This is a genomic window from Sphingomonas hankookensis (assembly GCF_022664465.1).
Classification (GTDB): Bacteria; Pseudomonadota; Alphaproteobacteria; order Sphingomonadales; family Sphingomonadaceae; genus Sphingomonas; species Sphingomonas hankookensis.
Genome location: NZ_JAKREV010000002.1, coordinates 103,426 through 118,392 on the forward strand (window position 1 = coordinate 103,426; position 14,967 = coordinate 118,392).

A 14,967-nucleotide genomic window follows, 5' to 3' on the forward strand; every position below is an offset into this window, starting at 1 on the left:
GTCCGGGGGCATGGCGCCGCCACGCAACCACCGCCCGGGCTTTTCGCGACGGGCGCAATATACCGTGTTCGCCGGTTACGTACTGGCGGCGAGCGGTGCGCTCGTCGGTGCGATCCTGCTGCTCATCTCGATCATCGACCCGCGCGCCTTTGCGGCGTTGCGCGGTGCGACGCGCGAAGCGACCACGCCCGTATCGGCCGGGCTCGACTGGGCATGGGACGGGGTCGCGTCGGTGCCGCGCGGGATCGGCGACTATTTCGGCGCGGTCGACGAAAATCGCCGGCTGCGCGCGCGGGAAGAAGCGACGCGCCGCTATCTGATGCAGGCACGGCTGCTGAACCGCGAAAATGCGCGGCTGCGCACCTTGCTCACCCTGCGCGATCGTTCCGCCGCACCGGTGGTCGCCGCACGGCTGGTCAACAGTTCGGCCAGCAGCACCCGCCGCTTCGCCACGCTGAATGCCGGATCGTCACAGGGCGTTCGCCGCGGCCAACCGGTGCGCGGCCCCAACGGCCTGATCGGCCGCGTGGTCGAAACCAGTCCCAATACCGCCAGCGTGCTGCTGATCCTCGACCCCGAAAGCATCGTGCCGGTGCGCCGCACCCGTGACGGGCTGTCGGCGATCATCGCGGGTCAGGGCAATGGCATGGTCGAGGTTCGCACGGCCGGCGTCGTCAACGCACCGCTACTCGCCGGCGACGTGTTCGTCACCTCGGGCACGGGCGGCATCTATCCGCCCGGTGTGCCGGTCGCACGGGTCTCGCGCAGTCAGCGCGACGTCGCCCCGGCACGGGTGTTCGCCGACCCCGACGGGCTCGACTTTGCAATGGTCGAACGCGCCTTCCTGCCGGCACCGGTGCCGCGCCCGAGCCCCTCGCCGACGCCGACGCCCAAGCCCGCCACCGAATGAAACTGCTCGGGCCTGACGACGACCGGGCCGAACGCGTTCTGACGCGCAAGGTGGTCTTAAGCATCCTCGCCGGATCGCTGGTAACGCTGTTGCCGGTCGTCGCGACCGTGCCGTTCCTGCCGCCGTTCGGGCTGCTCATGTTCCTCGCATGGCGATTGCTACGGCCCGGGGCGCTGCCCGTCTGGGCGGCGGCACCGCTCGGCCTGTTCGACGACCTGGTCAGCGGTCAGCCGCTGGGCAGCGCGGTGCTGTTGTGGCAGCTTTGTTCGTTGATGCTCGATCTGGTCGATACCCGTCTCTTCGCACGCGACTTCTGGCAGGATTGGCTGTTGGCGGGTGGCGCGATCGCCGTTTGCCTCTTCGCCGGGCGGGCCTTTGCCACCAGCCTGTCCGCGCACGTCGATACCGTGCTTTTGTTCCAGACAATCGTGTCGGTGGCGTTGTTTCCGGCGGCAACGCGGCTATGTACTGCGCTTGCGGGCCGCGAGGATGAATGAGCAGGATCGTCACCGAAGCCGCACAGGCGTTCAGCTTCTCCCGACGGGCGATGGTACTTGGCGGCGCGCAGGTAGCGGTCGGCGTCGTGCTGGCCGGGCGGATGGCGTGGCTGTCGGTCGCCGAGAACGAACGCTATAACCTTCTCGCCGAAAGCAATCGCGTCAACCTGACCATGATCCCGCCGCGGCGGGGGTGGATCATCGACCGGCACGGCGCACCGATCGCCAACAACCGCACCGATTTCCGCGTCGACCTGATCCCCGACCGGCTGGAGGATCGCGACCGCGTGCTAGGCGAACTGCGTCAGTTGCTGGCGCTGACACCCGAGGACATGGCGCGCATCCAGACCGACCTGAAGCGCGCGGGCAATTTCACCCCGGTACAGGTCGCCGAAAATCTCGACTGGGAACGCTTCGCCGCGGTCAGCGTCCGCCTGCCCGAACTGCCGGGCGTCCAGCCGACCCGCGGCTTTTCGCGCAGCTACCCCGCCGGCGCCGCCGTGGCGCACCTGACCGGCTACGTCGGTGCCGCCACTGCCGAACAGTTCAAGGAAACCCGTGATCCGTTGATGGTCACTCCCGGTTTCAAGCTCGGCAAGGATGGCCTCGAAAAGACGCTGGAATCCCAGTTACGCGGAACCGCTGGCGCCAAGCGGGTCGAGGTGACGGCGCGGGGGCAGATCGTCCGTGAACTCGAAACCCGGCCGGACAAGCAAGGGCGCAACGTCCGCCTGACGATCGACCTCGGCCTGCAGGAATATGCCGCGCGCCGCTTCGGCCCCAATTCGGGATCGGCGGTGGTGATGGATGCCGTCACCGGCGACGTGCTGGCAATGGTGTCGATGCCGGCCTACGATCCCAACAGCTTTTCCGACGGAATCGGCCGGCTGGAATGGAAGATGCTTTCGGGCGACGACCACATCCCACTGATGAACAAGACGCTGCAAGGGCTGTACCCGCCGGGATCGACGGTCAAGCCAATGCATGCGCTGGCGATTCTGCGCGCCGGGATCGATCCGCACCGCCGCGTCAATTGCTCCGGCGTGCTGCAGGTCGGCACCGGACGCTTCCACTGCCACAAGCGCGGTGGCCATGGTCCGCTCGACATGGTCGGCGCGGTCGCGCAGAGCTGCGACATCTATTTCTACACCATGGCGCGCGAACTCGGATACGATACCTTCGCGACCACCGTCCGGCAGATGGGGCTGGGGCAGAAATTCGAGCTGCCCTTCCAGTCGCAACGTTACGGGACTGTGCCAGACAGCGCGTGGAAGCTACGCAAATACAAACAGAAATGGACCGTTGCCGATTCGGTCAACGCATCGATCGGGCAGGGTTATGTCCTGACTAATCCGTTGCAACTGGCGGTCATGGCGGCGCGGCTGGCGCAGGGGCGCGAAGTCGTACCGCGCCTTCTGCTCGACACGCCACACACGCCCGCCCCGTCGATGGGCATCGATCCCGAAATGCTGGCGACGGTGCACAAGGCGACTTGGGCGGTGGTCAATGGCGGCGGCACCGGCGGGCGTTCGCGGTTCCAGGGATTGCCCGGCATCGAACTCGCCGGAAAGACCGGCACCGCGCAGGTCCGACGTATCACGATGGCCGAGCGCCGCACCGGCGTGCTGGGCGATGGTGCCATCCCGTTCCGGATGCGCGACCACTCGCTGTTCATCGGCTATGCCCCGGCCGCCGCGCCGCGCTACGCCGTGTCGGTCGTCCTCGAACATTCCGGCCATATCTATACCGCCGCCCCGATCGCCAGCGACATCCTGTCGTGGCTGTTCGACCGCGACAAGGCGATGGCCCGGCTGGAGCCGCTCGAGCGCGAATGGGGTGGTGACGTCCAGACGCGCATGGCCGCGCAGTGGAACACCTTTCAGGCGGAACAGGCCGCCCCCGTCGCGTCCGTGCCCGCGACCCCGGCCGATGTCGAAAGCGCGACGAACAACGTCGTCGACTCCGCCGCGAACCAGAGCCAGCCCGACCCTGCAGTCGCCCAATCCAACGTCACCGACCGGACCGAATGAAGCGCATCAACCAGACCACGTCGCACGGGCTGGGTTTCGTCCCCGCCCCGCTCGCCAAGCTGCCATGGCGGGTGTTGTTCCTGCTGCTCGCGATCGGCGGGTTCGGGCTGGTCGTGCTGTTTTCCGCCGCCGGGGGAAGTGTCCAGCCGTGGGCGTCGCGACAGGGCATCGCCTTCGCCGTCTTCCTGCTGGCCGCCATCGGTATTTCACGCGTTCGCATGAGCTTCTGGCAGGGGGTTGCCCTCCCCGCCTATGCCGTCATCACCATCATGCTGGTGCTGGTCGAACTGGCTGGCGCCGTGCGTGGCGGGTCGCAACGCTGGCTCGATCTCGGCTTCATCCGCGTCCAGCCATCCGAATTCATGAAACCGGCGATCGTGCTGGCGCTCGCGCGTTTCTACGACCTGTTGCCGGCGGGTGAGATACGGCGCTTCGGCGCGGTCTGGCCGGCGGCGGCCATGCTGGGCGTGCCGGTGGTGCTGGTGATGCTCCAGCCCGACCTCGGGACCGCGCTGATGATCACGGCGGGCGGCCTGACGGTCATGTTCCTCGCCGGCCTGCCGATCCGCCTGTTCCTCGGCGGGGCGCTCGGCCTGGCCATCGCCGCGCCGCTCGCGTTCAACTTCCTGCTGCACGAATATCAGCGCAACCGCGTGTTGATCTTCATGAACCCCGAAAGCGATCCGCTCGGCACCGGCTATCACATCAGCCAGTCGAAGATCGCCATCGGCTCGGGCGGCATCTTCGGCAAGGGGTTCCTGAACGGTACGCAGAGCCATCTCGACTATCTGCCCGAAGGCCATACCGACTTCGTGTTCGCGACCATGGCGGAGGAATGGGGACTGATCGGCGGCGTGCTGCTGATCACCGCGTTCATCCTGTTGGTGCGCTGGGGCGTCGGGGTCGGCGTACGGGCGGAGAACCGCTTCTCGAAGCTGGTGGCCGGCGGGCTGGCCACCACGATCTTCTTCTATGTCGCGATCAACCTTGCCATGGTCATGGGTTTGGCGCCGGTCGTCGGCATCCCGTTGCCGTTGGTCAGCTATGGCGGATCGGCGCAGATGACGGTGCTGGGGTGCATCGGTATCCTGATGGCGATCGACCGCGAGAACCGCGATCGCGTGCGGTTCTGACGGTATTTTGCGGATGTCCGAAAAATAGGGTTTGCTTGGGGGCAAAGGTTCGCTAAAGGCCCCGCTCCAACGGCGGATCGGCCAGCCCGGCCCGCCCCATCGCCCAGGCGACGGACGCATAGCTCAGTTGGTAGAGCAGCTGACTCTTAATCAGCGGGTCCTTGGTTCGAGCCCAAGTGCGTCCACCACCTGTCCAGCGCATGGACGCATAGCTCAGTTGGTAGAGCAGCTGACTCTTAATCAGCGGGTCCTTGGTTCGAGCCCAAGTGCGTCCACCATGCTTTTCGTGACATCACCGAGCTGACGTAGCCGCTTCCCGTGTGAGGCGTTCGTCAGGCGTTTGCTCCCGCCGATGAAACATGCCGCTCGGAAGCCTCGATCGGGTCCTCCTGCGCCCTTTCCTTCTCGCCGGGAAGTCGCGGTTGGCGGGCCTCTTAAGGGCTATGACGAGCCGGGGTACGGGTGGGGACGCCGACGACGCGCGCGAAGCGCCTCGCAACGAGGCCCGCAGTCGCCCAAACACGGTTAAATCGCTAGGCCATCTGCGACCGCCACAAACGCCACCCTCGTTCGAATACATTGCGGTTCAGTCCGACCGGATCGACCCTCGCCCCTTTCAAAAAAGGCGGCGCCCCGTCGGGGCCGCCGCCTTCCTACATTACCATCAGACGGGCCGATGCGCGCGAACGCATCGGCCTTGTTCCGGTCAGAAGCGCACCTTCACCGATCCGCGATACGACTGGTTGCGGATGTCGCGTTCGATCGTCGTGTCAGCTGCGACCGAGAATTCGACCTTCTCGCTGCCGAACGCGAAGCCGCCACCGACCTCGCCCCAGTCGCGATCGCGGCTGGGCAGTGCGAAGGCGACGCTCGGCCCCACGCCATTCGCGAAGTTGGCGGTGAAGAAGGCCGCCCGATCCTCGAACTCACGGACATAATAGGCCGAGGCGAACGGGCGGAAGCCGCCGAACGCTCCGTCGAGCACCGCACCGGCGCGACCCTGCAGGCTGGTGAAGTTGTCGGCGTCGTAGCGCAGCGCCGGACCGCCACCGGTTTCGACGGTCGGCGTGAAGCCGATCTGGCTGGCGCGGACCGCGACGCGCGGACCGATATGCAGCTGATCGGTGCCGAACAGATAGCCCGCGCCAACCTCTGCCGACAGCGCCAGCGCATTGTCGCGGGCGCGCAGCGTGAACGGGGTGGTGCCCAGCGTCACGTTGCGGGTCGTACGCGCCTGATAGACGCCCGCGCCGAACTGCGCGTCGATCGTGGCGCCCATCGCCGCCTGCGCCTTGCCGTACAGCGTGCCCTGGATCAGCTCGCCCTTGGCAGTCTGACCAAAGCGCTGCTGGCCGTCGACGTCGCTGTACGACAGGCCGAAGCCCAGCACCGCGCTGTCCGACAGCGCCTTTTCGATGCCGCCGGCGATGTAGAAGCCGTCGAACTCGTCGCGACCACCCATCGGCATCGCGCCCGGCATCGACGGCGCGCTGCCACGGATATAGCCGCCCGCAAGGAACGCGCTGGCATCGTCGGGCAACACGCCTTCGCGGATCGAGGTGACTGCGCCATCGGCCTGTGGTGCGACACCCATCGACGGCGCCATGACGGCGCCCATCACGACGTCGTTCGGACTGCCCAAGATCGCCAGCGTGCCACCGAGCGGCTGCGCCGGATCGATCGCAGCGAGGCGTTCGCGGTAGAAGCGGGCGACATTGTCCATCGCCACCGTACCGATCGCACGCTTCGTCGTTTCGCTGCGCGGTGCCAGCCCTTCCAGCGATCCCTGAATCCCGGCCTGCGTCTGCAGGTCGAGGATGCCATAGGCTTCCGACACGGCGGAATAGTTGCCGCGGTTTTGGTCGAGCAGCTGGGCATAGGCACGCTGAACCGGCGTATTGGCCACGACATTGGCATAGCTGCCAGCCTCGATCCGGGCCGTCACGCTGTTCGCCGAATAGCTCAACACCGGGCGCAGGATGGCGCTGAGCGCCCCCGGCGCCGCGAAGCGGCCGCGGATTTCGCCGGCGGCGGTTAGGATTGTGTAGCTGTCGTTGAAGCGGATGGTGCTGCCCGCCACCGGGTTGAACAGAACGGAGCCACCAATGCTGGCCAAACCATCGGTGGTTCCGTTACGGACGACCGCGATCCGATCGGACACGCCGCCGGTGCCGATATCGATCGCCAGTTGCGTACCCGATGCGAGGATCAGGTTGCCGCCGATGGTCAGCGTGCCGACGGTGCCGATCGTGCCCGGCGCGATCGTGCCGCTGACGCTGGTCAGGAAGCGCGAATCGACCCGGCCCGACCCGCTCAGCAGCCCGCCCAGCAGGAAGTAGTCGCCGCCTGCGCGTACGCGCCCGTCGACGATCGTCTGGCCGGTCAGCTGGTTGATTTCGATCAGGCTGGTCAGCGACCCCGCGCTGGTGACGTTCAGCCGCGCCGCGCTGTTGGCGATCGACAGGCGGTCGATGGTCGCGGTGGTGTCGAGCGTGGTCGTGCCCGCCGCGCCCAGCGTCACGTCGAAATAGCGCCCGACGATGCCTGATGCCTTCACCGGATCGGTGTTGTTGGGCACGAAGTTGCTCGCGCCCGGCAGCCCGTTGGCGAGCGTCGCCGCCGCGCGTGCGACCGCGGCGGGACCGGTGTCGACCGGATCGCGCGCCACAGCGACGCCATTCTCGAAATAGATGCCGGTCGCAAGGTCCTTGCAGATCGAGCTGCTCGCGGTTTCGAAGCACAGCTGCCCGAAATCGCCGCCCGATCCGGCCTCACCCTGGCCCGCGGTGGTCGGCACGCCGTTCACCAGCTTGCCGTTCTGGATGACCTGATAGCTGGGGTCGAGTTCGGTCTGCCAATGTGTCGCGTCGCTCCACTTCGCATCGCCCGCCTTCGCGCTGACATAGCGATAGGGGTTCGAGGCGACGATATAATCCCAATAGAGATAGAGCGGCTGATAGAAGGACGTCGTGCCATAGGACGACGACGGCTGCGCATTGTAATAGCGGGTCCCGCCCGACAGGACGCCGAGGACCACCGGCTTGCTGTAGGTCTTGTCGAGAATCAGCGGACCGCCCGAATCGCCGCCGGCGGTGATGCCTTCGTTGGGGAGCGCATTGTCCTTGAACAGGTTGAAGTCGAACCGGCTGGCCGACGACGTGCCCCGGCGGGGATCGTCGAGGTCAGTCATGTACAGGTTCTGGTTCAGCGTCCGGTCGGTGTCGCCATAGAGGAACATGTCGACATCGCTGAGCGAGGTCAGCGCGCCGAGATAATTCTCGGCGACGCGACGACGATAATCGATACCGCCGGTATCGCCGTTCAGCCCGGTACCGTTGCGACCATAGCCGGTAATGACGACGTGATAGCCGGTGCCGCTGGCGTTGTTGATCGACGACGGGGCCGGCAGTGCCGAGAACAGCAGGGCCCAGGCGGGGATGCCGACCGCCGGGGTGTCCAGCGTCGCGATGGCGACGTCGGCCTGCAGGAAGCCGCGGTTCTCAGGCTTCAGTGAATCGGTCAGGTACGACACCTGATTGACGTTGAACATGGCATTGGCTGGGGTCGACCGGAAGGCGGTGACGCCGGTCGTCGCATTGCCGAACAGCCAGTCGCGAACGCCCTGCAGATTGTCGGCCTTGAAACCGAACGCCGTCTGCGTGTTGCCGGTTTCGGTGCCATAGGCGCTGGCCGGGCTGGTGTTCATGCAGTGCGCGGCCGTGATGACCATGCGCGGGTTGACCAGCGTGCCGGTGCACAGGCTCAGGCTACCGCCGCCACGGTTGATGAACATCTGGCCAACGCCGGTGATGTCGTTCGGGTCGCGAGCGGTCGTCGCGGTGCCGGGCGGGTTGATGACGACCTGCGGCTCATGGACCGACGAACCGCCGGGCATCACGCCGCCGGAGGCGATGCCGACCGGCGCGACGCTGAGGGGGGCGGCGCTGATCGGAGCGACCGAGACGGGCCCTGCGTGCGGTGCGTCGATCGATTCCACCGGGCGATCCTGCGCCTGCGCAGCGAACGGCATCACCGATGTCAGCAACGCACAACGCACCAGTCGGCGGAATCCCCGCGAGCGGCCATTCAACATGTAATCCCCCTGTCCCAAAATCCGGCCGTGAACGCCGCGATTACCGTATCCTATGTCGAAGCCGACCCGTGTCAATCGACCCGCGAGGTATCGATCCTCAATAAGACCCGAAAGGCGGGGCTGTGGTAATCCCGCATCACCGCCCCGCCCCAAGTGACCAAAAGTTCATCCGGCGCTCACCGCCCTGCCCGGCCGTTTTGCCTAAGCGCCGAATGCAGGGTCGCGTCGTGCGGCCGTTTCAGCCGAAGGTCGCCACCCCGTGAGCAAGCCCATCTTCTTCGATCCCACCGGCCGTCGCGGCGTCTGGGCACGCCGGGGGGTCGCGTTGCTGATCGTCGCCGTCGTGCTGGCGGCGATCGCCTTCGCGACGACGCTGGTGCTGACCCCGCGCACGCTCGGGATGCCGCTGCCGTTCGCCCGGCGCCATGGCGAGACGTTCGCGCCGCGCGGCGACGGGCTGGCGAAGCACGGCCGCTGGTTACCGCGCACCACCGCGCCGTCGCCCGGATCGCCGCTGACGATCGGTTTCTACGTCCCCGATACCGCCGGTGGCCTGTCGGCATTGCAGCGGCACATGGGCGCGCTCGACTGGGTCGTGCCGGCCTATGTCACGGTCGTCGGCCAGCAGATGCACACCGTCGACGACCCACGCCTCAACCAGTTGCTGGCGGGGACGCGACATGCGCCGAAGTTGTTGCCGATGGTGCAGAACTTGACCGATCAGGACTGGGACGGTGCAGGCGCCGCACGAATGCTGGCCGATCCGCAAGCGCGCGCTGCGGTCGTGGCGCAGCTGGCAGGCTATGTGCAGGCGCACCATGCCGGCGGGCTCGTGATGGATTACGAAAGCCTGCCGACCGCCGCCGCCGCGCGCTATCCGGCGTTTCTGGCGCAGCTGCACGCGGCGCTGCCCAAGGGCGCGGTGCTGGCGGTGACCGCGCCGGCGGGCGATCCCGACTGGCGGCTGTCCGACGTCGCCCGCGCGACTGATCGGGTGATCCTGATGGCCTATGACGAGCATTGGGAAAGCGGTTCGCCCGGCCCGATCGCGTCGCAGCCGTGGTTCGTCCGCCAGGTCGAGCAGGCGATGCAGCAGGTCGGCCGTGACAAGCTGGTCGTGGCGCTGGGCAGCTATGCCTATGACTGGCACGACGGGGGCGCCGACGCGCTGTCGGTCGAGGAGGCGTGGCTGGCCGCGCATGACTCGGCGGCGCAAATCGGGTTCGACCGGGCCAGCGGCAATGCCGGCTTCACCTATGACGACGAACGCGGCAGCCGGCATCACGTGTGGATGCTCGATGCGGCGACCAGCTGGAACCAGTTGGCCGCGCTCCGCCGCCTCGGCCTCGACGACGTCGCGCTGTGGCGGCTGGGCAGCGAGGATGCCGGCATCTGGAACGACCTGGCCGCGTTCCGCACCGCCGACCGCGTGCCGCGGATCAACCGGCTGCAAAGCGCGGTCAACGTCGATGTCGAGGGGTCGGGCGAAGTGCTGCGCATCACCAGCCGGCCGACCGACGGCAAGCGGGCGCTGCAATTCGATACCAATGGCATGATCGCCGACGAACGCTATGACGCGCTTCCCACCCCCTATGTCGTGCAGCGCGCTGGCGCCGCCGATCCCAAGGCGATCGCGCTGACGTTCGACGACGGTCCCGATGCGACATGGACGCCGCCGATCCTCGACGTACTGGAAAAGGCCAAGGTTCCCGGCACCTTCTTCGTCGTGGGTGAGAATGCGCTGGAACATCCCGGGCTGTTGCAGCGGATGGTGCGCGACGGGGACGAGATCGGCAACCACAGCTATACCCACCCCAACCTCGCCACCACCGGCGAGCGGACGACCAAGCTGGAGCTGAACGCGACGCAGCGGTTGATCGAGGCGTATACCGGGCGGTCGACCACGCTGTTCCGCGCCCCCTATTTCGGGGATGCCGAACCGACGACGATGGACGAAATCGCACCCGCGCTGCTGGCGCAGGATCTGGGCTACACCGTCGTCGGGCTGCACGTCGATCCCAACGACTGGCAACGGCCCGGCACCGACGCGATCGTGAACCAGATCGTCCAGCAGATCGAGGATGTTAGCGCCGATAGTTCACGCAATATCGTCTTGCTGCACGACGGTGGCGGCAACCGCCAGCAGACGGTCGAGGCGCTGCCGCGCGTGATCGCGATCCTGCGCGCCAAGGGCTATCACTTCGTCACCGCATCGCAGCTGGTCGGCGTGCCGCGCGCGGTCGCCATGCCGGCGGTGACCGGCCGCGATCTGGTCGCGGTGCGCACCGATGTCGCGATCTTCATCGTCCTCGCGATCATTTCGGTCGGGCTTGCGTGGCTGTTCTACCTCGCGATCGGCCTCGGCATGGCGCGCGCGGTGCTGCTGGCGGCGCTGGCATGGTTCCAGTCGCGCCGCGAACGGCCGACGCCGCCGGACGACCACCCCAGCGTTTCGGTCATCATCCCGGCGTATAACGAGGAACGGGTGATCGCCGATTCGGTCGCGCGGGTGCTGGCGAGCGACTATCCGGGGTTGCAGGTGATCGTGGCCGACGACGGATCGAAGGATGCGACCAGCGCGGTCGTGCACGAACGCTTCGCCGACGACCCGCGCGTCACGCTGCTGACGCTGGCCAATGGCGGCAAGGCGGCGGCGCTCAACCGCGCACTGTTGCAGGCGGACGGCGAGGTCATCATCGCGCTCGACGCCGATACCCAGTTCGAACCGACGACGATCGCGCGGCTGGCGCGGTGGTTCGCCGATCCGGCGCTGGGCGCGGTGGCGGGCGATGCACGGGTCGGCAACCGGGTGAACCTCGTCACGCGGTGGCAGGCGGTCGAATATATCACCGCGCAGAACCTCGAACGCCGCGCACTCGCCGGGTTCGACGCGATGACGGTGGTGCCGGGCGCAGTCGGGGCGTGGCGGCGCGCGGCATTGGACGCCGTCGGCGGCTATCCCGAAGATACGCTGGCCGAGGATCAGGATTTGACCATCGCCATCCAGCGCGCCGGATGGCGCGTCACCTACGACCCGAACGCGGTCGCATGGACCGAAGCGCCGGAGAGTTTCAAGGCACTCGCCAAGCAGCGCTATCGCTGGGCGTTCGGGACGCTGCAATGCCTGTGGAAGCATCGCCGCGTGCTGCGCACCGGCAAGCCTGCCGGTCTGGCGCGGATCGGACTGCCGCAGGCGTGGCTGTTCCAGATCTTCTTCGCGGCGATCTCTCCGCTGATCGACCTCGCGCTGTTGCTGTCGATCGTCGGGACGGCGGTGCGGGTGACGCAGCATGGCTGGGCGCAGACCAGCGGCGATGTCGGGCAGATGGGGCTATACTGGCTGTGCTTCACCGCCATCGACGTGGCGTGCGGCTGGGTCGCGTACCGGCTCGATGGGAACAAGGCGCCCTATCCGGCGCATCTGCTGGTGGCGCAGCGGCTGGTCTACCGTCAGATCATGTATTGGGTGGTGCTGCGTGCGATCGCGTCGGCGATCGGCGGGTTCGTCGTCGGCTGGGGGAAGCTGGAGCGGACCGGGCGGGTGGCGACGACCTGACCGGCGGCGAGGCGGTCGAGCGGCCGCCCCTACCCTTCCGCAGCCAGGCGATCCAGCCACGCCTGCGCCTGACGCGGTTCGCCGACCGCCTGCGGCCCGACCGGCCCGCGCGAGCGCAGGAACTCCTGCCGCAGGTCGAACGGCGGCAGGCCGAGCTGATCGCGGGCGGCATCGATCGCGTCGGCGATCTCCTCCAGATGATCGATCACCGGCGCGATCGCGGCGCGGGTCTTGCGGTCCGCCTGATGATCGAACAGCCCCCATTTGCCGGCAGCGGTACGCCGCAGCGCCTCGATCAGCGCGGTCCGATATTCGCTTTCCTGCTCCAGTCGAAGGTCGTCGAGCCGGGCGAGACGATCTGCCTTTGCCATGTGCCCCTGTACGGCAGCGCGGGGCCAGCGCCAAGGCGGCGCTACCGCGCGATCGTCATCCGCGCGATCAGGCCGGGTGCGTTGTCGTCCAGCTCCAGCGTCCCACCATGGAGATGCGCGACCGCCGCGACCAGCGACAGGCCCAGCCCCGCGCCGCTCTGCGTCCGCGCGGCGTCGAGCCGGCCGAAGCGTTGCAGCGCGTCGGCCCGGCGATCGGCCGGGATGCCGGGGCCGTCGTCGCTGACGCCGATCGCGACCTGACTACCGTCTTTAAGCGACACACGGACCGTTCCCTTCCCGTATTTCAACGCGTTATCGATCAGATTTGCCACCGCCTGTCCGATCATCTCCCGGTGCGCCGGGACGGTTACCGGGGTCGGTGCATCGACGACGATCGTCAGTCCGCGATCCTCGGCCAGCGGTTCGAACAGTTCGGCGACGTCGGCGAGCAACGCCGACAGCTCGACCTCGACGAACGCCTCGCGCCCGATGCCCGCCTCGGCACGGGTGATGCGCAGCGCCATGTCGAGCATCGCCAACAGGCGATCGCCCTCGTCCATCGCCCGCAGCACGGCGACGCGCCCTTCCTCGCTGTCCGCCGCGGCCAACGCCCGCTCCAGCGTCGCTCGCAACCGGGTGAGCGGCGAGCGCAGGTCGTGCGCAAGACCATCTGTCGCCAGCTTCAATTCGCCGACTAGCATCGCGATCCGGTCGAGCATCGCGTTGACCGATTGCCCGAGCTTCTCGAACGCATCGCTACCACCGTCGAGCGCGACGCGCCGGTCGAGGTCGCCCGCAGTCACCGCCGCCACCGTCTGCGCGGTGCGTCCCAGCCGTTCGGCGATCATCCGCGCGGCGACCCAGCCCGCCAGCCCAGCCAGCAGCAGCGCGACGACCATCGCCGCGACCATCGCCCCCTCCATCGCGCCGACGAACGCCAGCTCGCCCTCGATGACATGGCCGGTCAGAAGCCGCGTGCCGTCGGGCAAGGTCGTGCCGATCACGCGCATCGCTTCGGGCACATCGCGACGCACGCGAAAGATTTCGATCGTCGTCGGCGGGCCGGCAACGACATTGGGCGGCCACGCCGCGACGTTGCCCGCCAGCACGGTCCCATCGCGGCGCATCACCAGCGCCACCGATTGCGGGCGGTCGCCATGTTCGGTCCTGAGGTCGGCGGCGCGCGCCATCGCATCGATGCCGCCCGCCGCCCATGCCTCCAGCAGCGCCGCACGCAGTCGGGCGGCCTGATCGGTGGCGTTGTCGGTCAGCCGCGTCTCGGTGATCGTCCGTACCGCCAGCAACGTCGCCGCGGCACCGGTCAACTGCAGCGCAAAGACCAGCGCGGCGAACCGCAACGTCGCCGAACGGTGCCAGCGCTTCAGGATTCGCTCCCCAGCTTGTAGCCCGAACCGCGCACCGTATGCAGCAGCTTGCGATCCTCGCCATCGTCGATCTTGCGGCGCAGGCGGCTGATATGCACGTCGGTCACGTTGCTGCCGGGATCGAAATGATAATCCCATACGCCTTCGAGCAGCATGGTGCGCGTCACCACCTGTCCGGCGTGACGCAGGAGATACTCGAGCAGGCGAAATTCGCGCGGTTGCAGGTCGATGGTGCGCGTACCCCGCCGCACCCGCCGCGCCAGCAGGTCCATTTCCAGATCGTCGCACGCCAGCTTCGTTTCGGCCGCCGGTCCGCCCGCCGCCTGCCGCCGGGTCAGCAAGCGGACGCGGGCGAGCAGTTCGGCGAATACGAACGGCTTGGTCAGGTAATCGTCGGCACCCTGCGTCAATCCTGCGACCCGATCGTCGGGCGATCCCATGGCGGACAGGATCAGGACCGGGGTGGTGACACCGGCGGCGCGCATCGCGGCGACCGTGGCCATGCCGTCCATCTGCGGCATCATCCGGTCCATGACGATACAGTCGTACCCGCCATCGATGGCGTGGAACAGGCCGTCGCGGCCATTGGCGGCACGATCGACGACGAACCCTGCCTCGCCCAGCCCCTTGCCGACATAGCCGGCGGTGTCGTCATCGTCCTCGACGATCAGGATCTTCACGTTGGCCCACCTCCGTTCGTCGCAATAACAGCGTCCGGGCGGTCGCGTCACCCCTTGCCGCGACGTGCAGGATCGCGACATCGTCGGCCTCCGCCTCCGTCAGCACGTCGGGAGACAGCGCACGATGCCCGTCGACCCGGTCGATGACGTCGCCGACCTGCAACCCGGCGGTCGCGGCGGGGCCCCCCGTCTGGAGGCTGGTCACAACCAGTCCCGCCGGTGCCGCATTCGCCGCCAGCGTTGCGCCGCCGGTCGTGACGTTCCTGTCGCCGATATCCAGCGTGCTCCATCCGGCCACGGCAATCGCGCAGG

General features: G+C 67.6%; 10 protein-coding genes and 2 tRNA genes. 7 read left to right on the top strand and 5 right to left on the bottom strand.

What is annotated here, in order from left to right; genetic code table 11:
* The first annotated feature begins 10 nt into the window (after positions 1-10).
* The 6 genes from mreC (at position 11) to MF610_RS05905 (ending at position 4,848) form a co-directional block, all read left to right on the top strand.
* Positions 11-910 (top strand): rod shape-determining protein MreC, encoded by a 900-nt coding sequence (gene mreC, locus MF610_RS05880; RefSeq protein WP_242193802.1) that lies wholly within the window; start codon positions 11-13, stop codon positions 908-910.
* Positions 907-1,407 carry a rod shape-determining protein MreD gene (gene mreD, locus MF610_RS05885; protein WP_242193804.1) on the top strand — a complete coding sequence of 167 codons (501 nt, stop codon included), beginning with the start codon at positions 907-909 and terminating at the stop codon, positions 1,405-1,407. Before mreC ends, mreD begins: the two co-directional genes overlap by 4 nt.
* Positions 1,404-3,437, top strand: a complete 2,034-nt coding sequence (mrdA, locus tag MF610_RS05890; RefSeq protein WP_242193806.1) for a penicillin-binding protein 2 — start codon at positions 1,404-1,406, stop codon at positions 3,435-3,437. Before mreD ends, mrdA begins: the two co-directional genes overlap by 4 nt.
* Positions 3,434-4,570 (top strand): rod shape-determining protein RodA, encoded by a 1,137-nt coding sequence (rodA, locus tag MF610_RS05895; protein ID WP_242193809.1) that lies wholly within the window; start codon positions 3,434-3,436, stop codon positions 4,568-4,570. The genes mrdA and rodA overlap by 4 nt, the downstream gene beginning before the upstream one ends.
* A 112-nt stretch (positions 4,571-4,682) precedes the next feature.
* A tRNA-Lys gene (locus MF610_RS05900) sits at positions 4,683-4,758 on the top strand.
* Positions 4,759-4,772: 14 nt separating this feature from the next.
* Positions 4,773-4,848: transfer RNA gene (locus tag MF610_RS05905), tRNA-Lys, on the top strand.
* 428 nt (positions 4,849-5,276) lie between these two features.
* On the opposite strand, the gene MF610_RS05910 is transcribed toward MF610_RS05905, so the two are convergent.
* Entirely contained in the window at positions 5,277-8,663 is a 3,387-nt protein-coding gene (locus MF610_RS05910) for an autotransporter domain-containing protein (protein WP_242193811.1), read from the bottom strand.
* 259 nt (positions 8,664-8,922) lie between these two features.
* On the opposite strand from MF610_RS05910, the gene MF610_RS05915 reads away from it, so the two are divergent.
* The gene (locus tag MF610_RS05915; RefSeq protein WP_242193813.1) at positions 8,923-12,219 is read left to right on the top strand and encodes a trifunctional glycoside hydrolase family 18/polysaccharide deacetylase/glycosyltransferase family 2 protein; all 3,297 of its coding nucleotides are present in this window, start codon (positions 8,923-8,925) and stop codon (positions 12,217-12,219) included.
* 29 nt (positions 12,220-12,248) lie between these two features.
* Here MF610_RS05915 and MF610_RS05920 read toward each other — a convergent pair whose 3' ends face one another.
* Genes MF610_RS05920 through MF610_RS05935 form a run of 4 tightly spaced genes read right to left on the bottom strand, consistent with a single transcriptional unit; the run spans position 12,249 to position 14,953 of the window.
* Entirely contained in the window at positions 12,249-12,590 is a 342-nt protein-coding gene (locus MF610_RS05920) for a hypothetical protein (RefSeq protein ID WP_242193815.1), read from the bottom strand.
* Between the two features lie 41 nt (positions 12,591-12,631).
* Positions 12,632-13,948, bottom strand: coding sequence for a sensor histidine kinase (locus MF610_RS05925; RefSeq protein WP_242193817.1), 1,317 nt, complete (start codon positions 13,946-13,948; stop codon positions 12,632-12,634).
* Positions 13,949-13,971: 23 nt separating this feature from the next.
* A complete protein-coding gene (locus tag MF610_RS05930) occupies positions 13,972-14,655 on the bottom strand; it encodes a winged helix-turn-helix domain-containing protein (protein ID WP_242193819.1) in 684 nt (227 codons plus the stop codon).
* Positions 14,627-14,953, bottom strand: coding sequence for a PDZ domain-containing protein (locus MF610_RS05935; protein WP_242193822.1), 327 nt, complete (start codon positions 14,951-14,953; stop codon positions 14,627-14,629). Before MF610_RS05935 ends, MF610_RS05930 begins: the two co-directional genes overlap by 29 nt.
* Positions 14,954-14,967: the final 14 nt, after the last annotated feature.